Source organism: Haloferax sulfurifontis, assembly GCF_014635105.1.
Classification (GTDB): domain Archaea; phylum Halobacteriota; class Halobacteria; order Halobacteriales; family Haloferacaceae; genus Haloferax; species Haloferax denitrificans.
Map to the genome: position 1 here is coordinate 80,416 of NZ_BMCI01000003.1, position 22,268 is coordinate 102,683.

The 22,268-nt window shown below is 68.1% G+C and carries 25 protein-coding genes; 11 read left to right on the forward strand and 14 right to left on the reverse strand.

The genetic code is table 11. The features are described from left to right. The first annotated feature begins 14 nt into the window (after positions 1-14). Positions 15-2,126, forward strand: a complete 2,112-nt coding sequence (locus tag IEV64_RS08710; RefSeq protein ID WP_188423670.1) for a thioredoxin domain-containing protein — start codon at positions 15-17, stop codon at positions 2,124-2,126. Positions 2,127-2,162: 36 nt separating this feature from the next. On the opposite strand, the gene IEV64_RS08715 is transcribed toward IEV64_RS08710, so the two are convergent. Then, positions 2,163-2,543: a thioredoxin family protein gene (locus tag IEV64_RS08715; RefSeq protein WP_007274426.1), complete on the reverse strand. Its 381-nt coding sequence runs from the start codon at positions 2,541-2,543 to the stop codon at positions 2,163-2,165. 145 nt (positions 2,544-2,688) lie between these two features. Here IEV64_RS08715 and IEV64_RS08720 point away from each other — a divergent pair, with 145 nt between their 5' ends. Beyond that, on the forward strand, positions 2,689-3,609 hold the full coding sequence (locus tag IEV64_RS08720; RefSeq protein ID WP_007274425.1) for a PLP-dependent cysteine synthase family protein: 921 nt from the start codon (positions 2,689-2,691) through the stop codon (positions 3,607-3,609). A 33-nt stretch (positions 3,610-3,642) separates the two neighbouring features. Here the strand turns inward: IEV64_RS08720 and IEV64_RS08725 are convergent, their stop codons facing one another. From IEV64_RS08725 to thiI, 3 genes are all read right to left on the reverse strand, one after another. Beyond that, on the reverse strand, positions 3,643-4,095 hold the full coding sequence (locus IEV64_RS08725; protein ID WP_007274424.1) for a DUF5804 family protein: 453 nt from the start codon (positions 4,093-4,095) through the stop codon (positions 3,643-3,645). Positions 4,096-4,137: 42 nt separating this feature from the next. Next, positions 4,138-4,392 (reverse strand): hypothetical protein, encoded by a 255-nt coding sequence (locus IEV64_RS08730; RefSeq protein ID WP_089777688.1) that lies wholly within the window; start codon positions 4,390-4,392, stop codon positions 4,138-4,140. Between the two features lie 198 nt (positions 4,393-4,590). Next, positions 4,591-5,766: a tRNA uracil 4-sulfurtransferase ThiI gene (gene thiI / locus IEV64_RS08735; RefSeq protein ID WP_188423671.1), complete on the reverse strand. Its 1,176-nt coding sequence runs from the start codon at positions 5,764-5,766 to the stop codon at positions 4,591-4,593. A 277-nt stretch (positions 5,767-6,043) separates the two neighbouring features. Between thiI and ppk1 the strand changes: the two genes are divergently transcribed. Then, on the forward strand, positions 6,044-8,515 hold the full coding sequence (gene ppk1, locus IEV64_RS08740; RefSeq protein WP_007274421.1) for a polyphosphate kinase 1: 2,472 nt from the start codon (positions 6,044-6,046) through the stop codon (positions 8,513-8,515). Between the two features lie 72 nt (positions 8,516-8,587). Here ppk1 and IEV64_RS08745 read toward each other — a convergent pair whose 3' ends face one another. Beyond that, positions 8,588-9,796: a methionine adenosyltransferase gene (locus tag IEV64_RS08745; protein ID WP_188423672.1), complete on the reverse strand. Its 1,209-nt coding sequence runs from the start codon at positions 9,794-9,796 to the stop codon at positions 8,588-8,590. A gap of 126 nt (positions 9,797-9,922) precedes the next feature. Continuing rightward, entirely contained in the window at positions 9,923-10,480 is a 558-nt protein-coding gene (cyaB, locus tag IEV64_RS08750) for a class IV adenylate cyclase (RefSeq protein WP_188423673.1), read from the reverse strand. 114 nt (positions 10,481-10,594) lie between these two features. Between cyaB and IEV64_RS08755 the strand changes: the two genes are divergently transcribed. The 5 genes from IEV64_RS08755 (at position 10,595) to IEV64_RS08775 (ending at position 15,154) form a co-directional block, all read left to right on the forward strand. Beyond that, complete coding sequence (locus IEV64_RS08755; protein WP_004970606.1) at positions 10,595-11,110, forward strand: DUF6789 family protein; 516 nt, start codon at positions 10,595-10,597, stop codon at positions 11,108-11,110. 193 nt (positions 11,111-11,303) lie between these two features. Next, positions 11,304-12,095 carry a cytochrome c oxidase subunit II gene (gene coxB / locus IEV64_RS08760; RefSeq protein ID WP_188423674.1) on the forward strand — a complete coding sequence of 264 codons (792 nt, stop codon included), beginning with the start codon at positions 11,304-11,306 and terminating at the stop codon, positions 12,093-12,095. Beyond that, entirely contained in the window at positions 12,092-14,653 is a 2,562-nt protein-coding gene (locus IEV64_RS08765; protein ID WP_188423675.1) for a cbb3-type cytochrome c oxidase subunit I, read from the forward strand. The genes coxB and IEV64_RS08765 overlap by 4 nt, the downstream gene beginning before the upstream one ends. Positions 14,654-14,663: 10 nt before the next feature. Further along, a complete protein-coding gene (locus IEV64_RS08770) occupies positions 14,664-14,924 on the forward strand; it encodes a cytochrome C oxidase subunit IV family protein (protein ID WP_007274417.1) in 261 nt (86 codons plus the stop codon). Further along, positions 14,921-15,154: a hypothetical protein gene (locus IEV64_RS08775; RefSeq protein WP_188423676.1), complete on the forward strand. Its 234-nt coding sequence runs from the start codon at positions 14,921-14,923 to the stop codon at positions 15,152-15,154. Before IEV64_RS08770 ends, IEV64_RS08775 begins: the two co-directional genes overlap by 4 nt. A 186-nt stretch (positions 15,155-15,340) precedes the next feature. Here IEV64_RS08775 and IEV64_RS08780 read toward each other — a convergent pair whose 3' ends face one another. Continuing rightward, entirely contained in the window at positions 15,341-15,724 is a 384-nt protein-coding gene (locus IEV64_RS08780; RefSeq protein ID WP_229722577.1) for a DUF7522 family protein, read from the reverse strand. A 191-nt stretch (positions 15,725-15,915) separates the two neighbouring features. Here IEV64_RS08780 and IEV64_RS08785 point away from each other — a divergent pair, with 191 nt between their 5' ends. Then, on the forward strand, positions 15,916-16,128 hold the full coding sequence (locus IEV64_RS08785; protein WP_188423678.1) for a hypothetical protein: 213 nt from the start codon (positions 15,916-15,918) through the stop codon (positions 16,126-16,128). Between the two features lie 18 nt (positions 16,129-16,146). Here IEV64_RS08785 and IEV64_RS08790 read toward each other — a convergent pair whose 3' ends face one another. Genes IEV64_RS08790 through IEV64_RS08805 form a run of 4 tightly spaced genes read right to left on the reverse strand, consistent with a single transcriptional unit; the run spans position 16,147 to position 19,064 of the window. Then, positions 16,147-16,434, reverse strand: a complete 288-nt coding sequence (locus IEV64_RS08790) for a DUF7410 domain-containing protein (RefSeq protein ID WP_188423918.1) — start codon at positions 16,432-16,434, stop codon at positions 16,147-16,149. Positions 16,435-16,454: 20 nt separating this feature from the next. Beyond that, entirely contained in the window at positions 16,455-17,879 is a 1,425-nt protein-coding gene (locus IEV64_RS08795; protein ID WP_188423679.1) for a hypothetical protein, read from the reverse strand. Beyond that, entirely contained in the window at positions 17,876-18,583 is a 708-nt protein-coding gene (locus IEV64_RS08800) for a DUF7546 family protein (protein ID WP_007274412.1), read from the reverse strand. Before IEV64_RS08800 ends, IEV64_RS08795 begins: the two co-directional genes overlap by 4 nt. Before the next feature lies 1 nt (position 18,584). Further along, a complete protein-coding gene (locus tag IEV64_RS08805; RefSeq protein WP_007274411.1) occupies positions 18,585-19,064 on the reverse strand; it encodes a hypothetical protein in 480 nt (159 codons plus the stop codon). Positions 19,065-19,219: 155 nt separating this feature from the next. On the opposite strand from IEV64_RS08805, the gene IEV64_RS08810 reads away from it, so the two are divergent. Together IEV64_RS08810 and IEV64_RS08815 are read left to right on the forward strand one after the other, a co-directional pair. Further along, a complete protein-coding gene (locus IEV64_RS08810) occupies positions 19,220-20,152 on the forward strand; it encodes an FKBP-type peptidyl-prolyl cis-trans isomerase (protein WP_007274410.1) in 933 nt (310 codons plus the stop codon). 73 nt (positions 20,153-20,225) lie between these two features. After that, positions 20,226-20,492: a DUF8049 family protein gene (locus tag IEV64_RS08815; protein ID WP_007274409.1), complete on the forward strand. Its 267-nt coding sequence runs from the start codon at positions 20,226-20,228 to the stop codon at positions 20,490-20,492. Between the two features lie 30 nt (positions 20,493-20,522). Here the strand turns inward: IEV64_RS08815 and IEV64_RS08820 are convergent, their stop codons facing one another. The 3 genes from IEV64_RS08820 to IEV64_RS08830 all read right to left on the reverse strand — a co-directional run bounded on the left by IEV64_RS08820 (position 20,523) and on the right by IEV64_RS08830 (position 22,228). After that, on the reverse strand, positions 20,523-21,146 hold the full coding sequence (locus IEV64_RS08820; RefSeq protein ID WP_188423680.1) for an RAD55 family ATPase: 624 nt from the start codon (positions 21,144-21,146) through the stop codon (positions 20,523-20,525). 26 nt (positions 21,147-21,172) lie between these two features. After that, on the reverse strand, positions 21,173-21,790 hold the full coding sequence (locus tag IEV64_RS08825) for a MinD/ParA family ATP-binding protein (RefSeq protein WP_004970618.1): 618 nt from the start codon (positions 21,788-21,790) through the stop codon (positions 21,173-21,175). A gap of 63 nt (positions 21,791-21,853) precedes the next feature. Further along, the gene (locus IEV64_RS08830; protein ID WP_004970619.1) at positions 21,854-22,228 is read right to left on the reverse strand and encodes a YlbF/YmcA family competence regulator; all 375 of its coding nucleotides are present in this window, start codon (positions 22,226-22,228) and stop codon (positions 21,854-21,856) included. Positions 22,229-22,268 lie beyond the last annotated feature (40 nt).

Here is a 22,268-nt window from a genome sequence, read left to right on the forward strand (position 1 = left end):
GCCGACTCCGACGCATGTCCGACCCGGTGGGACGCAACCGACTCGACGAGGAGCAGAGCCCGTACCTCCGCCAGCACGCCGACAACCCGGTCAACTGGCAACCGTGGGACGAGACGGCGCTCGACGCCGCCCGCGAGGCGGACAAACCCATCTTCCTCTCGGTCGGCTACTCGGCGTGCCACTGGTGTCACGTCATGGCCGACGAGAGCTTCTCGGACCCCGACATCGCCGAGGTGCTCAACGAACAGTTCGTCCCCGTCAAAGTCGACCGCGAGGAGCGCCCCGACCTCGACCGCATCTACCAGACCATCTGCCAGCTCGTCACCGGCGGCGGCGGGTGGCCGCTTTCCGTCTGGCTCACGCCCGAGGGCAAGCCCTTCTTCGTCGGCACGTACTTCCCGCCGGAACCCCGCCGCGGCGCGCCCGGCTTCCGCGACCTCGTCGAGAGCTTCGCCGAGTCGTGGCGGACCGACCGCGACGAGATAGAGAACCGCGCCGAGCAGTGGACGAGCGCCATCACCGACCGACTGGAGGAGACGCCCGACGTGGCCGGCGAGGCCCCCGGCTCGGAGGTACTCGACACCACCGTGCAGGCCGCGCTCCGCGGCGCTGACCGCGACCACGGCGGCTTCGGCGGCGACGGACCGAAGTTCCCCCAACCCGGTCGCATCGACGCCCTGCTCCGCGGCTACGCCGTCTCCGGCCGCCACGAGGCGCTCGACGTGGCGCGACAGAGCCTCGACGCGATGGCCAACGGCGGTCTCCGCGACCACCTCGGCGGCGGCTTCCACCGCTACTGCGTCGACCGCGAGTGGACCGTCCCGCACTTCGAGAAGATGCTGTACGACCAGGCCGGCCTCGCCGCCCGGTACCTCGACGCCGCCCGACTCACCGGCAACGAGTCCTACGCGACCGTCGCCGCCGAGACGTTCGAGTTCGTCCGCCGCGAACTCTCCCACGACGACGGCGGCCTCTTCGCCACGCTCGACGCCCAGTCCGGCGGCGAGGAGGGCACGTTCTACGTCTGGACGCCCGACGACGTGCGCGACCTCCTCCCCGAACTCGACGCCGACCTCTTTTGCGACCGCTACGGCGTCACGCCCGGCGGCAACTTCGAGAACAAGACGACCGTCCTGAACGTCTCGGCGACGACCGCCGACCTCGCCGACGAGTACGACCTCGACGAGTCCGAGGTCGAAGACCGGCTCGAAAAGGCCCGGAAGGCGCTGTTCGCCGCCCGCGAGGGCCGCGAGCGCCCCGCCCGCGACGAGAAGGTGCTCGCCGGCTGGAACGGCCTGATGATTTCGGCGTTCGCGCAGGGGGCGGTCGTCCTCGAAGACGACTCGCTCGCTGACGACGCCCGCCGCGCCCTCGACTTCGTGCGCGAGCGCCTCTGGGACGACGAGACCGCGACGCTCTCGCGGCGCGTGATGAACGGCGAGGTGAAAGGCGACGGCTACCTCGAAGACTACGCCTTCCTCGCGCGCGGCGCGTTCGACCTCTATCAGGCGACCGGCGATCTCGCGCCGCTCTCGTTCGCGCTCGACCTCGCGCGGGCGACCCGCCGGGAGTTCTACGACGCCGACGCGGGGACGCTCTACTTCACCCCCGAGAGCGGCGAGTCGCTCGTCACCCGCCCGCAGGAGCCGACCGACCAGTCCACGCCGTCGAGCCTCGGCGTCGCCACGTCGCTGTTCTTGGACCTCGAACAGTTCGCGCCCGAAGACGGCTTCGGCGAGGTCGCCGACGCGGTCCTCGGGTCGTTCGCCAACCGCGTCCGCGGCAGTCCGCTCGAACACGTCTCGCTCGCGCTCGCCGCCGAGAAGGCCGCAAGCGGCGTCCCCGAACTCACCATCGCCGCCGACGAGGTGCCCGACGAGTGGCGCGAGACGCTCGCCTCGCGATACCTCCCCGGCCTCGTCGTCTCCCGTCGCCCCGGCACCGACGAGGAACTCGACGCGTGGCTGGACGAACTCGGACTCGACGAGGCCCCGCCAATCTGGGCCGGCCGCGAGGCGGCCGACGGCGAACCCACCGTCTACGCCTGCGAGAACTTCACCTGCTCCGCGCCGACCCGCGACCTCGACGAGGCGCTGGCGTGGTTCACGGCGGGCGAAGGTGCCTAACGGCGGGAGCTACTGCGAGAAAACCGGAACAGACGCTCAGTTCGAGAGCCGCTCTGCGAGGTAGGCCGCAATCGGAACGTCTTCTTCCTCCACGAAGCGGGCGACCTCCTCGCCGTCGCGTTCGACGACGACCGTCGGGATGAGTTCGATGTCGTACGCCTCGACGAGCGGGCCGACCTTCGAGCCGTCGTCGGCCTTCTCGACGGGGTAGTGGTCGATTCGCTCGGCGGGGACGCCGGCGGCGTCGAGCGCCGCCGCGAAGTCGGGGAGCTGTCCGCGGCAGTCGCCGCACCAGTCGCCGCCCCAGACCTTGAACGTGTACTCCTCGGCCGCGAGGGCGTCGACCACGTCGGGGTACGAGGCCGCGTCCCACGCGGGGTTCGGTTGCATCGTTTCGAGCGTCTCGGCTTCAGCCATGACAGGGCGTACCGGCCGCGCGGATTTAACGGGTGCGCTCGCGGCGGGGCTCGCCGCCCGCGCTCGGCGGTGTCGCTCCCTGAGACGGTGGCCGTATCGTCCGCCTCCGCCAGTCGTTTAGTGTCGCACCGTCAACGGAGGGTCGATGGACGACAGTATCCTCGACGCTATCGGGTCGCCGCTGGTCCGCGTCGACTCCCCCGAGGGGTCGACGGTCGCGGCGAAGATAGAGTCGAAGAACCCGGGCGGGTCGGCGAAGGACCGCCCCGCGCTGGCGATGGTCGAGGCGGCCGAGGAGGCGGGCGACATCTCGCCGGGCGACCACCTCGTCGAACCCACGTCCGGGAACACCGGTATCGGACTCGCCGTCGTCGCGGCGGCGAAGGGCTACGACCTCACAATCGTCATGCCGGACTCGATGTCCCCCGAGCGCCGCGAAATCATGCGCGCCTACGGGGCGACCATCGAACTCGTCGACGGCGACATCTCCGCCGCGAAGGACCGCGCCGACGAACTCGAAGCCGAGGGCATGTACCAACTCCGGCAGTTCGAGAACCCCGCGAATCCCGAGGCGCACTACCGGACGACCGCCGAGGAGATTCTCGAACAGGTGGGCGACCGCCGCATCGACGCCTTCGTCGCCGGCATCGGCACTGGCGGCACGATTTCGGGCAACGGCCGCCGCCTCGTCGAGGAGTTCCCCTCGATGCGCGTCGTCGGGGTCGAACCCGCCGAGAGCGCCGTCCTCTCGGGTCACGAGGTCGGAAACAACGACTTCCAGGGGATGGGGCCGGGCTTCGTCAGCCCCAACCTCGACACCGACCTCCTCGACGACGTGGAAATCGTCGAACTCGCCGACGCCGAGGCCGAGTGTCGCCGCCTCGCCCGCGAGGAGGGCATCCTCGCCGGCCAGTCGTCCGGCGCGTCGCTCCTCGCGGCCAAGCGCGTCGCAGAGCGACTCGCCGACCCCGAGGCCGACGAGGAAGACCAACCGCTCGTCGTGACCGTCTTCTGGGACTCCGGCGAGCGCTACATGTCGACCGGGATGTTCGACGCCGAGGAATAGCGGTCCAGAGCGGCTTTTCGCCGGTCGCCTCGCTTACCGACCGAACTCGTCTTCCGCGACTCTGACGACGAGCGTTCGCTCGACGTCTCTGAGGTCGTAGTCGGGCACCGAGCCGTCGACGCGCGTCACGTACATCGGCTCGACGAGGCGGCCCTCTTCGACGCCGTAGATGGCGAGGTGGTCTCCGGTGTCTTCGGGCTGGACCTTCCCGTCTCGAATCTGTCGGGCGAGGTCGCGGGAGAGCCACTCGTCGGCCGAGACGGAGGGCTCGCGGACCAGAGAGAAGTCGGCGAACCGGACGAGATACCAGTTGAGGTCGTTGAGAAGCGAGACGGCCGCGCCGAGGCTCACCGTGTCGACCGAAAGCGAGTTGTCGAACGGTTCGGAGATGTCGTAGGTCGAGAGCGCCGCGCGCGCGGTGTCGCGCGACAGCAGTTCGTACTGGAGGTGGACGTCCTCCGCGCCGACGATACAGACCTGCGTCACGTCGAGAGGGAGGGACCGGACTCGGTAAAGCGGTTCCGGTACTCAGGCGGTCGATTCCCACTCGGCGGCGCAGGACTCGTCGCAGAAGACGAGGCGCTCGCGTTCGAGGGTTATCTTCCCGGGCTTGTCGATGTCCCGTTCGAGGAGGACCTGATAGTGGGGTTCGCTCAGGTCGACGCGGGCGTGACACGCCGCGCAGCGCTCGACGGTGTCGCTCCAGTCGGTCCGCGACGCCCGGTGGCTGACGCGCCACTCGGGGCCGGAGTGTCCGCGACCGGGACGCGATGTTTTCGACATGGGAGAACCCTAGCGCTCACGGTAAATAAAGCCATTTTTGTGCGATTGTTCATTCGAAACGGTCCTAAACAGTCGCCTATTCGTGACTATGGTTGTCGTTTGCACGGTTCGTGTGTGCTCCGGTATCGCACCCCGATGGGTCGGGCGGCGACCGTCCTCGGGTCCCTCGTCGGCGACCCCCACCTCGCGCTTCCACGCTCACTCGCCGTCCGGCGAGACGACCACCCGCTCCCGGGCGGCCTCCACCGCGAGGTCGAACAGGTCGTCGGGTTCCGCGGCCTCGACGGCCGACAGCGAGGCGTTCGTCTCGGGGAAACTCGGCGCGACGCGCTCGCACCCGACGGGGAGCGTCGAGTCGTCGTAGGTGCCGAGGTCGCGGGCGGCCGCGACGATGTCGGTCTTGTCGCGGGTCAAAAGCGGGCGGTGGACGGGGTAGTCGACCGCGGCCTCGGTGACGGCGAGGTTCTCGCCGGTCTGGCTCGACTTCTGGCCGAGCGATTCGCCGGTCACGAGCGAGTGGGCGTGCTCGTCGGTGGCGACCTCGGCGGCGATGGCGAGCATGGCGCGCCGAAGCGAGAGCATCCGGGTGTCGTCGACGGCCTCCATCAGTCGCTCGACCACGTCGCCGGCGGGGACGACGTGCACTCGCATGTCCGCGTTCGGGGCGCGGCGGGCGATGGTCCGCACCGTCTCGATGGCCCGCGCGCGGTGGTCCGCGCCGCCGTAGTCGCCCAAATCGACGTAGACGGGGACGATTTCACAGCCGCGGCGCATCAGCTCCCACGTCGCCACCGGCGAGTCGATGCCGCCGGAGACGAGCGAGACGGCCCGCCCCTGCGTCCCGAGCGGGAGTCCGCCGGGGCCGTCGAACCGCCGGACGGAGAGATACGCGGTCTCCTCGCGGCACTCGATTCGGTAGGTCCGGTCGGGGTCGTCGAGGTTCACGGGTGCGCCGGTCGCCTCGACGACGGCGCTCCCGGCCTCGCGTTCGAGGTCGGAACTCGTGAACGCGTGTCGGTCGGCGTCGCCGACGCGGTCGGCGTCGACGGCGAACGCCGCCCCGTCGGGGTGGTCGGACGCGAGGCCGCGGCAGACCGCGACGATGTCGTCGAGAACGGGGTCGCAGGCGACGCAGGGGCGCGCCCAGACGACGCCCGGCACCTCGGCGCAGGCGGCCGCGACGGCGTCGGCGTCGGCCACGTCGCGGACGAGCAGGCGGGACCACTCCCGCTCGACGCGGCCCGAGAGCGAGCGGTCGTCGAGGACCGCCTGGAGGTTCGTCCGCAGTCTGGCCTCCATCTTCGCCCGGACGCTCGAACTCTTCGTGCCCACCTCGCCGTAGCCGACGAGGACGACGTGCGCCGTCTGATTCACGGTCGACGTTCTCCGCCGGCACCCTTCAGCGTCTCGTTTCACGGGGCGCTCGCGCCCGGCGCGACAGGGCTCCCTCGGCCGCTATTAGTGTTATATATCTGTAAATAGTACAATTTACTGAACTGTAGACAGACGGCGAAACAATATAAACCGCTTAATAGATTTCACCCCGTCTCTGTCTCGTACGACCGCCGAACGACCCGCCGTCGATTCGAGCCCATCCGACGCTCGCTCGACGCCCCGCTCACCGACGCCCCCCGACGCACATTCGATGCCAATGACCGACGAGTCGCCAGCCGACATCGACCTCGCCGACCCGCAGTACTACCTCAACCGCGAGCTGAGCGAACTGGAGTTCCAGTCTCGCGTGCTCAACGAAGCCCTCGACGACCGGAACCCGCTTCTCGAACGGGTCCGCTTTCTCTCCATCTTCACGAAGAACTTAGACGAGTTCTTCATGAAGCGCGTCGGCGGGCTGAAACAGCAGATAGACGCCGGCGTGACCGAGCGGACGACCGACGGCCGGACGCCCCGCGAGCAGTGGGAGGAGGCCATCGACAAGGCCCGGCCCATGTTCGAGCGGCAGGCCGCGTGCTACCGCGAGGAGATTCGCCCGGCGCTCGCCGCGGAGGGCATCCGCATCTGCGACTACGACGAGCTGACGCCAGACCAGCGGGCGGAGATGCGCGACTACTTCGAACTCTCGGTGTTGCCGACGCTCACCCCGCTGTCGTTCGACCCGGCGCACCCGTTCCCGTTCATCTCGAACCTCTCGCTGTCGCTCGCGGTCGTCACCCACGACGACGACGGCGACCAGACGTTCACGCGGGTGAAGATTCCGCAGAACCGCCCGCGGCTCGTCGAGGTCGACACCGACGGCGACGAGGTTCGGTACGTCCTCTTGGAGGAGGTCATCCGCGCCAACCTCGACCTGCTGTTCCCGAACGTCGAGGTCGTCGACACCGCGGTGTTCAAGCTGACGCGGAACGCCGAGGTCAGCCGGAACGAGGAGGTCGCGGAGGACCTCATCGACATGATTGAGGAGGTGCTCGAACAGCGCCGCTTCGCGACCGTGGTCCGCCTCGAAATCGAGGCCGACGCGCCCGAGGCCGCGCGGGACCTCCTCGTCGAGCAGTTGGGCCTCGACGACCGCGAGGTGTTCGAACTCCGCGGGCCGCTCGACTACCGCGAACTGATGGACCTCACGGACCTCGACCGCCCGGACCTCTCGCTGGCGTCGTGGACGCCCCAGCCGCACCCGCGGTTTTCGGACCTCGGCGCGGCCGACGCGGGAATCGGCTCGGGCGCGTCGTCCCCCGAGGCGGCCGGCGAGGACGGCGACACCATCTTCGACGAGATTCGCCGCAAGGACGTGCTGTTGCACCACCCGTACCACTCCTTCGGCGACACCGTCCAGCAGTTCCTCGACGCGGCCGCAAACGACCCCGACGTGCTGGCCATCAAGGCCGCGATCTACCGGACGGCCTCGGACTCGAAGGTCATCGAGGCGCTCATCGACGCGGCCGACAACGGCAAGCAGGTCGCGGCGATGGTCGAACTCAAAGCGCGGTTCGACGAGCAGAACAACCTCGAATGGGTCCGTCGCCTCGAAGAGGAGGGCATCCACGTCGCCTACGGCACCATCGGCCTGAAGACGCACACGAAGACCGCGCTCGTCGTCCGCGAGGAGGAAGACGGCGTCCGGCTGTACTCCCACGTCGCCACCGGCAACTACCACTCCGGGACCGCGAAGGGCTACGTCGACCTCGGCGTCCTCACCGCCGACCGCGACATCGGACAGGACCTCGTGAAGGTGTTCAACTTCTTCACCGGCCCCTCGCTGGACGAGGAGTTCAGGAAGCTCCTCATCGCGCCCGTGACGATGCGAAACGAGTTCACGAAGTGCATCCGCCGGGAGGCCGAACACGCCCGTGCCGGCCGCGACGCCCGCATCGTCGCCAAGATGAACGCGCTCGAAGACCCCGGCATCGTCGAGGAGCTGTACGAGGCGTCGATGGCCGGCGTCGACATCGACCTGCTCGTCCGCGACATCTGTCGGCTCCGCCCCGGTCTGGAGGGCGTCTCGGAGACCGTCACGGTCCGGAGCGTCGTGGACCGCTTCCTCGAACACTCCCGCATCTTCTACTTCGAGAACGCGGGCGACCCGGACTACTACATCGGCTCCGCCGACTGGATGACCCGCAACCTCGACAAGCGCGTGGAGGCCATCGCGCCCGTCGAGGACCCCGACATCCGCGAGCAGTTGCGGTTCGTCCTCGAACTCGGCTTCGCCGACAACCGGAAGGCGTGGGAGATGCACGCCGACGGCACCTACGACCAGCGCGCCCCCGGCGACGACCACGAGATTAGCATGCAGAAGATTCTGATGGACCAGACGCTCGCGGCGTCGAACACGCCCGGCGTCCACCGCGGTATCTCGGCGTCGCACCCGGACGTGCCCGAGACGCTCCTCGTGGAGTCCGACCCGTCCGTGATGGCCCCGCGAGACGGGGCAGAGTCGCAGGACGGTGACGAGGACGAGAGCGCCGAACCCGTCGTCGAGGCTGACGCGGGCGCGCCGACGAACGGCGACCCGCAGTACGTCCTCGACAGCTATCCCGAGAAGTGGTACGTGCCGAGCAGTCGGCACTACGAGTTCGCGGTTCGGACGCCCGACGGCGACCGCGACTACCGGAAGACGGCCGAGGCGGCCGCGCGGCTGGTCGAGAAGTACTACGGCGAGGAGTAGCGTCGTCGCCCGCGCGGGCGACGCGGCGGTCGGTGTTCTGTCTCTGTTTTCGAGACCCCGCGAGGCGACGCCTCAGAACGTGCTGAGTTCGCCTTCGATGGTCCGGCGGGTGATGTCGGTCACGTTCGCGAGTTCGCGGTCGATGATGGCGGTAACCTCGTCTTCGATGTCGGCGACGGTGACGCCGTCGTCCGTGATGACCTTCGCGTCCGCGACGTGCGGTTCGTCGATGGGGCGGCCGATTTGCGAGAGCAGGCGGACCTGCAGGTCGCGGATGCCGTCGACCTCGGCGACGACCGTCTCGGCGATGTGGGTCGAAAGCAGGTTGTAAATCTTCCCGATGTGGTTGACGGGGTTCTTGCCGGAGGTTGCTTCCATGCTCATCGGGCGGTTGGGCGTGATGAGGCCGTTAGCGCGGTTGCCGCGGCCGACGGAGCCGTCGTCGCCCTGCTCGGCGGACGTGCCGGTCGTCGTGAGGTAGATGGAGCCCTCCTCGTAGTCGTCGGCGGTGTTGACCTCGACGTTGACCTCGCGGTCGGTGTAGTCGGTGGCGAGGTCGGTGACGAACTCGCGCACGTCGTCGACGGCGGCGACGTAGTCGTCGATGTCGTCGAGGTGCTTGTCGACCATCGCGGCGGCGACGGTCACGTCGATGACGTCGCCCTCGCGCTTGCCCATGAGCTTGATGTCCTGTCCGAGTTCGGGGTGGTCGTCGCCGTAGGCCGCGCCGTTGAGAGCGCGCTCGGCTTCGAGGACGATGCGCTCCGTCTCGGTCAGGGGGGCGTGGCCGACGCCGAAGCTCGTGTCGTTGGCCATCGGGACCTGCTGGGTCTCCTCGCCGAACACGTCCTGGAGGTCGCCGGAGCCCTCGCCGAGCTTCACGTCGACGATGATGTCCGTGCCCACGTCGAGTCCGGGGATGTTCTCGTTGAGGTACTCCCGGGCGGCCCGGAGCGCCGTCGAGTCGACGGGAATCTTCTCGCCGTCGTACTCCTTGGTCGCGCGGCCGACGATGAGGAGATAGATGGGTTCGATGACCTCGCCGCCGCCGAAGGCGGGCGCGGCCGTGCCGGCGACGAGCTGTGTCTCGTCGGTGTTGTAGTGAAGCACCTTGCCGACGCGGTCGAGATAGAGGTTCGAGAGCGCGCGGGAGACGCTCTCGGCGATGCCGTCGGAGATGGAGTCGGGGTGCCCGATACCCTTCCGCTCGACGATTTCGACCTCCTGGTCCTCGACCGCGCGCTTGTCGGCGGATTCGAGGCGGATATTTCGGTCGCTCATTGGCGGGACGTACCCGGCGGGCGGTTCTATAACTTGCGGAAACCTTTGGCCACCGTCGTATTACTTGAGAGTATGCTCGGGCAGTATCTGCCGAGAGAATCGACGCCTGCGGGGACGGGCGGCCGCCTACTCCTCGGGCGCGCCGAGCAACATCCCGAGGTAGGAGGTCCGAATCTGGTCGTCGGGGTCGAGACCGAGGTCCCGGAGGACGGCGAACGCGCCCTCGCGGGCGTCGTCGACGCCGGATTCGACCTCGACTTCGACCTCGACGAACTCGCCGAGGCCCGACACCGAATCGAGCGAGACGGTGTAGCCGTCGAGGGCGAACCGCTCGCGGTCCTTCTCGACGGTCGCGGCGGGTTCGAAGCCGACCGCCTCGCAGATGGCGTCCATCGTCTCGCCGTCTTCGACGCCGGTCTCGTACTCCCGGCGGGTCTTCGACGACTCGTCCACGAGCGGTCCCTTGTAGGTGACGACCGTCTCCTCGTCGGCGAGTTCGCCGCCCTCGTAGCGCGACTCGCGCCGGAGGCGGAGCGCCTCGTCGGTCTCGGCGAAGTCCCTGTGCGGGGCGTCGTAGTAGGTGTCCGTCTGGGCGACGCGGTTGACCTGTTCGGCCCCGGCCGCGTCGAGTCGCTCGCGAACCGCGCCGTGGTCCGCGCGGACCTTGACCTCGACTTCGTACATGCTCTCACGGGCGCGTTCGGAGGGCAAAAACCTCGGTGACTCGCGTCGGCGACCCCTCGGAACCACGGCATTTGTTACCTTTTATCATGAAAGAACCCGTAGTATGACGGGAGTATGAGCCAAGAGACGCCGAACCCGGCCACCGCGGTAGAACAGCACGTCGGCGAGACAGCCGACTACGAAATCACGGGGAACGTCATCCTCACCGCGATGGCCGGCGGCTTCGTCGGGACGGTGTTGATGCTTCCCGTCCTCGTCGGCATCCCCGAACTCCTCGGTCTCTTCACGACCGAGCCGATTACGCGGTTCGCCGGGATGGCGGCGTTCTTCGGCTACGAACCGACGTTCGCGCTCGGGGCGTTCCTCTTCGGTATCGGCGGGGTGGTCGTCCTCCCGGTGACGTTCGTCGTCGTCGGCGCGTTCCTCCCGCCGGAGTCGCCGAAATACCTCCGGGGCGTGTCGTTCGCGACGCTCTACTGGGTCGGGTTCGTGCCGGCGTTCTGGCCGCCCGCGGACGCGTTCGTCATCGCCTCGTTCCTCGTGTTCTCGCTTCTGGCTCACTGGGTGTACGGCCTCTCGCTCGGCTACGTGCTCGACCTGTTCGCGGATATCCCGCAACACGAGGTCTGAGCGTCACCGCGGGCGCGGTCGCCGTTGTTGGCCGCCCCCACTGTCGTCCGCGCTTTTCGCCCCGCCCGCGTCTCTTCTCTGTTCGACCGTCGCCGTGGACGACCGGAACCGGCCGCTCGACACCATCTGCCCCGGCTTCTCCGAAACAATAATCATCACGAACGTTAATTATCTTATTTGGGTGGTGTTATCAATGGTCACGGAACTCGCACTGACGGCCGCGTTCCCGCTCCAGTCGGGGTTGGTCCCGCGGGGGACGCGCGCGTTCGTCTTCGAACGCATCTTCGAGGTGTTCCTGCTTTTGGGGGCGCTCGTCGGGGTCGTCGTCGTGGGGTACATGCTCTACAACGCGTACAAGTATCGCTCCGGCTCCGGAAAGGGCCGCGTCGACGAGGGAAACCGCCTCGTTCTCGGCGAACTCCCGTCGGGGAGCGGCGGGGGCCGAAAGCTGTTCACCTCGTTTTTCATGAGCATGGTCATCGTCGTCTCGCTGGTCTCGTGGACGTACCTGACGCTCCTGTACGTCGAGGAGGGACCCGCCGACGACGAGTCGCTCGACGTCGAGGTCGAGGGCTACCAGTTCGGCTGGCGCTTTACCTACCCGAACGGCCACACTACCGACGGCGTGCTCCGGGTCCCCGCCGACCGGCCCGTCCAACTGACGATTACCACGGCGGACGTGTTCCACAACTTCGGCGTCACGGAGTTACGCGTCAAGTCCGACGCCATCCCCGGACAGGAGACGGAGACGTGGTTCACCGCCGACGAACCGGGGACCTACACCGCGCAGTGTTACGAACTCTGCGGGGCGGGCCACTCCTACATGTCCGCCGAGGTCATCGTGATGCCGCCCGACGAGTACGAGGCGTGGTACGCGAACGCGACCGCGGAGAACGCGACCGCCGATAGCGCGGCCGCGAACGAGTCGAGCGCCGACGCGTCTGTCGCCGCGCAATCGAACCTCCGACCGGCGGTGGTCCCATGACCGACGCGTCTCCCGAGCGGGACGCCGCGACCGACGGCGGCCACGAGGTCGCCCACGGCGGCGACGACCACGCTCACGACTTCCCCGGCACGGGGAGCATCAAACGCTGGTTCGTCACGACGAACCACAAGGACGTTGGCATTCTCTACATCGTCACGTCGCTTTTCTTCCTCGTGCTCGGCGGCGTCCTCGCGTGGCTGATGCGCGTCCAACTGCTCGCCCCGCGGGCGCTCGGCGAGGGGATTCTCTCGCCCGTCGCGTACAATCAGACCGTCTCGGCTCACGGGCTGTTGATGGTGTTTTGGTTCCTCTCGCCGTTCGCGTTCGGCTTCGCCAACTACGTCGTCCCGCTCCAACTCGGCGCGAAGGACCTCGCGTTCCCGCGGCTCAACGCGCTGTCGTACTGGCTGTATCTCTTTTCGGGCATCCTGTTCGGCGTCTCGTTCTTCCAAGGGGGGACGTTCTCCGGCGGGTGGACGATGTACGCCCCGCTGAACGTCCCGACGTTCACGCCCGACGTGGGGGCATCGACGGCCGTCTTGGCGCTCGTGCTGTTCGTCGCCTCCGTCACCGTCTCGTCGGTCAACTTCCTGACGACGATGCACCGGATGCGCGCCGAGGGGCTGACGCTCCGGAACCTCCCGCTGTTTAGCTGGACGATTCTCCTGACGGTCTGGATGATGCTTTTCGCCTTCGCGGCGCTTCTGGCGGCGCTCTTGGTGCTCTCGTCGGACCGCCTGCTCGGGACGACCTACTTCGCCATGGAGTCGCCGGCGGGGGCGCTCCTGTGGACGCACCTGTTTTGGTTCTTCGGCCACCCCGAGGTGTACATCGTCTTCTTCCCGGCGCTCGGCGTCATGGCCGAGGTGTTCCAGACGTTCACCGGCCGCCGCATCGTCGGCCGCAAGTGGTTCATCCTCGCGATGGTGCTCGTCGCCATCCAGAGCTTCGCCGTCTGGATGCACCACATGTTCCTGACGAGCATCAACCTCCAAGTCAAGACCCTGTTCATGATCACCACCATCGGCATCTCCCTTCCGTTCGACCTGATGGTGTTCGCGCTCATCTACACGATGCTGAAGGGGAAGATTCGCTTCACGACGCCCTTCCTGTTCGTCTTCGGGGCGCTCCTGTTGTTCATCATCGGCGGCATCACCGGCGTCTTCCTCGGCGCGGTCGTCCTCGACTACGAGTTCCGCGGCACCTACTGGGTCGTCGCCCACTTCCACTACGTGATGGTCGGCGGGGTGACGGCGCTCGTCGGCGGCCTCTACTACTGGTTCCCGAAGATGACCGGCCGGATGTACGACGAGTTCCTCGGCAAACTCCACTTCGCCGTCTACTTCGTCGGCTTCAACCTGCTGTACTTCCCGCTTTTCGTCGCGTGGGAGACGCCCCGCCGCGTGTTCGACTACGCGCCCGAACTCGCGCCGTGGCATCAGCTCGCCACCGTCGGCGGGTTCGTCCTCGGGCTGTCGTTTCTCATCATGTTCTACAACCTGTTCAAGAGCGCCTTCGCGGGCGACCCCGCGCCCGACAACCCGTGGGAGTACGCGACGACGGCCGAGTGGGCCGTCTCGTCGCCGCCGCCGCTGGAGAACTTCGACGGGACGCCGACCTACCGAAACGGCCACCTCGAATTCCTCGACACCGGCGAGGTCGCGCCGAGCGAGGACCGCGCGGGCGGGCCGACCGGCGCGGCCGTCTCCGACGGCGGCGTGACGGCCTCGGCGACGACGACCGTCGCCACCGCCCTCTCGACGGCCGAAGCGACCGAAGTCGAGGGACCGAGCCACGCGAGCATCTGGCCGTTCGTCCTCTCCGCCGGCGCGTTCCTCGTGCTCCTCGGCCTCTCGCCGCTTCAGGACGCCGCGTTCCCCGAGGGGATGGTCGGGGCCGCCTACGCGACGACGGCCGTCGCGGGCGGCGTCGTCACCCTCGGGTCGCTCGTCGCCATGGGGCTCGAACCGTTCCACGGCCCGGTCTTCGAGGAGGGCGAGGCGTGGCCCTTCGCCGGCATCGACAACGGCAAGGTCGGGATGTGGATATTCCTCGCGTCCGACGTGGTGCTGTTCGGGGGCTTCATCGGCGCCTACGTGTTCACCCGCGTCGCCTTCGGCTGGACCGGCTGGGAGCCGATTCCGCCGGACCCGATTCCGGGGCTCGTGAACACCTACATCCTGCTCACGAGCAGTTTCACGGTCGTCCTCGCGCTCGTCGCGGCCGAAAAGCGACACAAGTGGGGCGTCGTGACGAGCCTCGGGGCGACGTTCGTCCTCGGCATCGGCTTCCTCGTCAACAAGGGACTGGAGTGGCAACACCTGTTCCACGAGGGGCTGTGGCTCTCGACGAACGTCCGCGCCTCGACGTTCTTCCTCACGACCGGCCTGCACGCCGCCCACGTCATCGCGGGCCTCCTCGTCGCACTGTACCTGACCGCGCGCGCCTGGCGGGGCGCGTACCTCGAAGACAGCCGCTCGGTGGAGTACTTCGGCCTCTACTGGCACTTCGTCGACATCGTCTGGCTGTTCCTGTTCCCGCTGTTCTACATCCTGTGAGGTGACAGAAATGGTGTCAACGAAACTCTATACGGCGATTTACGCGGTGTTGTTCGTCTCGGCGACCGTCCAGGTGCTGGTCGAGTTCGCCGGACTGAGCTACTGGCTGGCCTTCGGCGTCATCCTCGTCCTGTCGGCCGCGAAGGCGGTGCTGGTCGCGGCGTACTTCCAGCACCTCCGGTTCGAACCGCGGTCGCTGACGTATCTGGTCGGCATCGGCCTCGCGGCCGCGCTGGCGCTCACGCTCGCGGCGTCGTACTCGCTCCTGTGACCGTGCGAGCCGACTCCCGTTCCCGCTGGCGCTCCCGCGAGACCCTCGTCGCGGTCGGCTACGCGCTCCTGTTTTCGGTCCCCGTCGGCGTCGGCGTGACCGTCATGATGACCCGCGTCGCCCCCGGGGGACTCACCGACCCGCTCGTCGTCGGCCCCGGCCTCGTGCTCGCGGTGACCGTCTTCGCGCTCGTCGTCGCGGCCGCGACGACCGGCGAGAATGCGGCCTGACTGGGCGCTGTTCTTCTCCTTTTGTGGCTCTGTCGAACCTTATAATCTGATAGAATCCGTGTGACACAGACAGCGGGAGGGCACAGTAAGTGGGTGTAGTAGATAGATTACATCTCGGGAATAGAGACCGACAGAAGCAAGGAAGAACCCGACCCTCACATCGTTCACATTCCTCGATACAGAAGACTACTCGCGCTCTTCGATGACGATCTCCCGGGCCCCAGCTACCAGACCTTGGTTTTCGGAAAATGCCTCTGCATCTATAGCGATTGCCGCACCGACTCCATCTTTGAGGACGAAATTCATCTCGATTACGTTCTTGAAGCACTGGACTAAGCACGTCAACTCGCCGTGGTCCTTGGAAAACGTATCCGTATAGATTGGAGCGGTCAACGAATCCATCCGCGACGCATCAACTGACTTTTTAACCTCGTCTTCTGTGTACCCGTCAGCCACGTCATCTCGCAAGTAGACGACGTCGTGACTGTCCTCGTTGTACTTCACGATGCTACGAAGGTTACCGTCTGTTCTTCCCTCGAAGTATTCTTCAAGCCGAGACGTCACCCTCATAGTCACTACCTGTTATGTTGTCAGTGCAAAATCATATATCTAGGGGACAATCCGCCTCAATTCGCCAATTTCGCGGGAGTAACGGCTGGGTTGGTGATTGTATGGGTCACTGTAAGGTGTGGCAGTTACGTGACCGACTTGCGCGCTCTATCGCACGTACCTTCTTTGGCCCTGGCGTGGTAACAGTACGCATGAACCGGACTACCGTCGCACTCGCGGTCGCGTTCTTCGCCGTCGTCCTCGGACTCGCGGTCCTCCTCGTCTCGGAGGCGGTCGGCGCGACCGAACTGTTCGTCGTGGTCGGCGGCGTCGTCGCGCTGGCGGGCGTCGGCGTCCTCACCGGGGTCGTGATGCGCCTGCCCGACCCGCACGAGGGAGAACACGGCGGCGGCGACCACGCCTGAACTCCGCCCGCACCCCTTTCACAGGCTGAAGCCGACGACCGCGAGCAGGAACAGCGCCGTGAAGACCACCCCGAGCGCGCCGGCGACCTTCAGGTGATAGACGAACAGGGCTTCGGCCTCGGCCTCGACCGCCGCCTCGTACGCCGCGGTTTCGCCGTCGCGCAGTCCCTCGTGGGCGTCGCCGACGTGGAGGTCCCGGAGTCGCTTGTGTCGGAACGGGCGGTCGCAGTATGGACACGTCGCGGCCGCGGTCTCGCCGTCGGGGACGGCGGTTTCGGGGACGACGACCGATTCTTCGCGACCCATCCCGTGACTCACTTCGCGACTCATCCCGCGACACCTCCGACCGTCGGTTGGGCGACGACCCACAGGCTCGCCATCGTGTAGCAGACCGTGACGGCGACGAAGGGGTACTCGCTCCGGAGCGGTTGCAGGCGGCCCGGAAAGAGGTCGAACGCGCGGGCGTGGGCCACCCACACCGAAAGCAGGTGGCCGAGGACGACGAACGCCAACTGGAGGCCGCCGAACCACGCCGGGACGGTCAGCACCGAGGGGTTCGCGGGCGGCGACAGCGGCGAGGCCGCGACCGCGACCAGCGCGGGCGCGAGGCCGACGACGTAGCCGAGGAAGTGCGCGAGGTGGTAGCCGGCGGCGATGGGGACCAACGCGGGCGCGAACCAGCCGGCGACGAAGCCGACGGTCACGTACGTGTCGGCGGTTCCGCGGGCGACCCGCGCGGCCAGTCGGTAGCCGCCGAGGAAGACGAGAAAGCCCGCGACGATTCCGACGAGGTTCACGAGCCACGCGGGGGCCGGAGCCGCGGCGTCGAGGACGCGCCCCCACGCGGTGGTGACGACGAGGCCGTCGAACGTCGTCACCCAGAGGAGCGCGACGACGAACGCCACGTCGTCGGCATCGAGTCGCTCGCGGGTGCGCGCCAGCCCCGCGCCGGGGACCGAAATCGAGAGGCCGCCGTCGTCGCCCCGCCGGACCGGCGCGAGCAGGCCGTACAGCCGGAACACCCGAGCCACGGGGTCGGCGCGGCGGAACCACGCGTCGCCGTAGACGACCGCGCCGCCGACGATGAGGAGTGTGTAGGCGACGACCACGGTTGCGAGCGCCCGCGGGTCCGCCGCGAGCGGGCTGACGACCTCCAGCCAGACGAGTCCGAGCAGGCCGGCGACGCTCGGCCACGACCCGAGTCGGTCGGGGTACGGCCGCGACAGCCTCCATTCGCTCCCGAGCCGACCCCGAAGCGCCGCGCCGAGCGTCCGCCACGGATTCACGAGCGGCCACGCGTTCCCGAGGAGGTAGGTGACCATCGTGAACCCGGCCCACCAGCCGACCCAAACGAGCAGGACGCCGAGGTTGGCGATGCCCACGGGCGGCCCGAACAGCCCGAAGGCGACGACGAGGACGAGCGCGGCGACGCCGAGGAGCCTGAGCGCGGCCGTCGTGGTTGTGACGGCTCCGGCGACTCCCCCGATTCGAACGCCTGCGCGCCCGAAGGCGTCGAGCGTCTCGTCGTCGGTGACGAACGCCGAAAGCAGGAACGAGACGCAGACGACGCCGCCGCCGGAGACGACGACGAGCCAGAACGGGGCCGGAACGGAGCGGAGCGACCCGGCCAGCGACCCGGCGTGCGCGAGCGCCGGCGTCGAAAAAGCGACCGAAGCGACCGCGAGCGCCGCGGTCCAGACTGCGCCGCGTCGACCTCCGTCGCGGACCGCCCCCGCGGCGCGTCGGCTCATCGGCGCGCCCGCTCCGCCAGCGCCGGCCCGACCGCGAGCAGGGCGACGGCGACGACGAACACCAGCGTCGAGATGTCGACCGAGAGCGCCCGGAGCGCGCTCACGACGCCGGTGCCGCCGGCCGCCCCCGCGGTGAGCCCGCCGACGAGCGGGACGGTACAGCCGACGCACGAGACGAGTCCGAGCGCCCCCGAGAGCGCGCTCTTCGCGGCGTCGAGGACGGCGGCGTAGACGAGGTACGCGAGCGCGAGGTAGCCGGCGACGCGGTACGGGACGAACGTCGCCGAAACGGCTTCGCCGGCGTAGCCCACTCGCGGCCCCCATCCCGGCGCGGCGAGCGAGAACTGCCAGCCGGGCGGGCGGTGCGCGGCGACGTGGCCGTGGCTCCCGCCGAGAAGCGCGGCGAGGTCAACGGACACCAACCCGGCCAGCGACGCGAGGACGACGAAGTACGCGACTGCGACCGCGCCGGCGACGAGTCGCGCCCGACGGCTCGCCCGCGGCGGGTCGGTCCAGAGGACGGCCGCCGCGCCGACGGTTATCCAGACGAGCGGGTACAACAGGTATCGGAGGCTCTCGACGCGCTCCGGCGCGGCGGAGAGATACGCCCCGACGGCGAGCGCCTCGACCCAGCAGAGCGCCGCGAGCCACCACAGCCGCGGCGCGTGTCGGGGGTCGAGCCGCCCCGCGTACGAGGTCGCCATCTCAGAGGAATCCCACCAACCTGAGTACGATACCGACGACGGACAGCAGGCCGAGCACCCACGACCCGAGGAGCGTCGCCTGCGACCGCGTCAGTCCGCGCCCCCGCGCGGCGTGGTACGTCCCGTAGAAGAGGTACGCGACGACGACGGTGAGCGTCCCGGCGACGAGGACCGGCCCCGCGGCGTTCGACACGCCCTCGGGGATGGCGCTTCCGCCGACGAAAAGCACCGCCACCGCGCCGAACCCGAGCGCCGCGAGGAGAAACACGAGCGACAGGACCGTCGGGTCGTCGGCCCAGCGGCCAGCGGCGGCTCCGCTCTCGGTATCGCTTCCGCCCGCGCGCCCCGACGAGCCGCCACCGGTCGGCATCGGCACGCTCGTGACGGAGTAGTGTCGCCAGCCGCGGCCGGTCAGGAACACGGTGAGCGCCAGCAGTACGACGCCGAGGACGAACCCGAGGAACAAGCCAGTCTGTGCCATGTGAACACGCCTCGTTTTCTATAACTATTGACGATGATATAAGCGATTCGACCACACAGCGGCCCTCGGGGTCGAGTTCCCGGCGGTCGGCCGCCTCGAACGCGTCGCGACGGCGAAACGTGATTCTTAAGGGTCGCACGAGTCACGTAGCGTGTATGAGCGACGAACAGCAGGCGGAGGCCGAGCAGGTCGATGAAGAGGTCGAGTCCGGTATTCAGGACGGCGACTTCGTCCGCCTCGCGTACACGGTGCGAACGATCGAGGACGGCGACGTCGTCGACACGACGGACAAAGAAGTGGCCGAAGAGGCCGAGATAGACGTCGAGGGCTACGAGTTCGAGCCCCGCGTCGTCATCGTCGGTGCCGGCCACGTCTTCCCCGAGGTCGACGAGGCCCTCATCGGTGCCGAGGCGGGCGACGAGGGTACCGTCGAGATTCCGGCGGTCGACGCCTTCGGCGAGTACGACGAGGACGAGGTGCGCACGGTCAGCGCCAACAAGATCGACGAGGACGACCGCTACCCCGGCGCGCAGGTCACCATCGACGGCGACCAGGGCCGTCTGGAGACCATCATCGGCGGTCGCGCCCGCGTCAACTTCAACCACCCCCTCGCCGGCGAGGACCTCGAATACGAGTACGAAGTGCTCGACCTCGTCGACGACCGCGAGGAGCAGGCCTCCGGCCTCCTCGGGATGTACCTCCAGCAGGCCCCCGAAGTCTGGATTCAGACGGACGAGGTCGAAGAGGAGCAGGTCGTCGAGTCCGACGACGACGAGGACGAAGACGCCGAGCCCGAGACGGAGACCGTCACCGTCGAGAAGGACACGCTCTACATCGAGGCGACGCCGCAGATGACGATGAACCAGCAGTGGATGTTCTCCAAGCAACAGATCGCACAGGACATCATGCAGCGGCTGGACATCGACCGCGTCATCGTGCAGGAGACCATCGAGGGCGGCATGGGCGGCATGGGCGGCCTCGGCGGTATGATGGGCGGCGCGGGCGGCGCCGACATCGAAGAGGCAATCGAGGACGTCGACATCGACGCCGACGAACTCGCCGCGGAACTCGACGCCGACGAAGAGTAAGCGAGTCCGCCGCCCTCGCTCTCCCGGCGAACCGGCGGCTTCTTGATACTCGCCTTCCGACCGCTTCGTAGCCATGGCTTCGCCAGACGACGCCGCGACGGAGCAGTTCCGCGACCTCACTGACGTGAAAGTCGCGCTCGTCGCCGGGCTCTGTACCGTCGCATTGACCCTCTCGCTCGAATACGGCGTCGGCATCGAGGTGCCGTTCGTCTACCGCCTCTCCCCGCTCGCACCGTACTTCGCCTACGTCTTCTCCCGCGGCGCGGCGCTGTCCGCTCGGACGTGGATGGCGCTCACCGCGGTCGTCACGCTCGGCACGTTCGGCTTCTTCGTGTTCTAAACGCCGGCCGGCTCGCCTCCGAAGCGACGCTCAGGCGATGTCGCGGCTGGTGTCGACGGTGACGCGCTCCGCCAGCCGGAGCTTGATGGTCTCGTCGAGCGCCCGCCCCCCGCGGAACTTGGGGACCGCGAGTCGGTTGACGATTTCCGAGCCGTCTATCTTCGTGTCGAGGTCGAACACCACGTCGGCCATGTGCTCGGTCAGGTCGCGGTTGTCGGGAATCGTCTCGCCTTTCAGGCCGTGGAGGACGGTCAGCCCCTGCGTGTTGACCATGTGTGTCTGGAGGTCGTTGAGAAAGCGCCGGTAGCGGGGCGGCTCGCTCCGTTCGAGCACGTCGACCACGTCGATGACGAGGTTCGCGCCCTCCGGGAGGTCGCGGACCAGACTGCTCGCGGCGTCCAGCGGGGCGTCGCCGCCCACGTCGCGCACGGTGGGGTTCCCGGTCGGGACCGGGTTCCGCTCCAGCGCGTCGGTGACCGCCTGCTCGGAGCGAATCGTCGTCAGCCACAGCGTCCCCCGCGTGGTCGTCAGCTCGTGGAGAAACAGTTCAGACTGGCTGGCCGGGTCGGCGGCGAGGAGGACGATGCTCCCCGCGGGAATGCCCCCGCCGAGTTGGCGGTCGAGCACGTCGATTCCCGTCGCCAGTCGAGGCATGCTCACGTGTTAGGCGGTGACTCATATTACTCCTTCCCCGGAATCCTGTCGGCTATTCGACTGTACGCCGCCCGAACTGTCGGACGAGTGAGGACTGGCGACGACTCCTCCGGAACGGTCCCGAGCACCGGTGCGCCCACGAGGTCGGACACCGCCTCGGGGGCCATTCGTGACCGCGAGACGACACATCCGACGACGGGGGTGCCGAGCGCCCGCGCCATCGCGGCCGTCTTCGCGGCGTCGCGGAGCGCTGGCGCGCACAGCGGCGACACGACGACCACGCCGTCGGCGACGCGGAGCGGGACGGCGGCGTCGGGGCCGGCCCCCGCGGGGCAGTCGACGACCGCCCGCCGCTCGTCGTCCGCGGCGGTTCGGAGCCACCGCTCGAAGGCGTCGTCGTCGGTCCCGGTGGGTGCCGGTAGCACCGAGACGGTCGGGTCAGTCGGATGCGACCGGACCGACGGCTCTCGGACGGGTGCGCCCGGCGCGGCGTCCACCGGGCGTTCGACGCCGGCCATCGCGTGGAGGTTCGGCATGTCCCTGTCGGCGTCGACGGCGAGCACCGGGCCGTCGAGCGCGCTCGCCAGTCCGAGGGTCGTGGTGGTCTTCCCGCTTCCGCCCTTGCCGCCCGCGATTGCCAACATAGCCGGGGCTGGCCCCGGCTTGGTACTTGAACCTGCGGCGAAAACGAGTCCGCCGAACCGACCTCAGTCGTGACAACAGCCGCCGGCCTCGCCGCCGAAGTCGACCGACAGCGGCTCCGAGATGGCCTGGTTAATCTTCTCTAACTCGCCGACGAGTTCGGCCTGCGCGAGGAGGTACTCCTCCATCACGGGTTCGGAGTGGAGTTCCTCTTGGGCCGCCTGGACCTTCCGGAGCCCCTCTTGGGTCGCTTCGCCCATCTGCCGGGACACGTTGAACTCCTCGCGGAGCTGATTGAACTCGGTGATGAGTTCCTGCACGTCGTCGTCGGCTTCGACGGCGGCTTTCGCCTCCTCGTAGGCCTCGTACTTCGGATGGTCGGCGATGGCTTCGCCGAGTTCGCGCCCGAGTTCTTCGAGCCGCGTCGTCTGCGTGCTCATAGCCGCGCGTTGGGGTGCGAGCGGTTTCAACCTGCCGAAC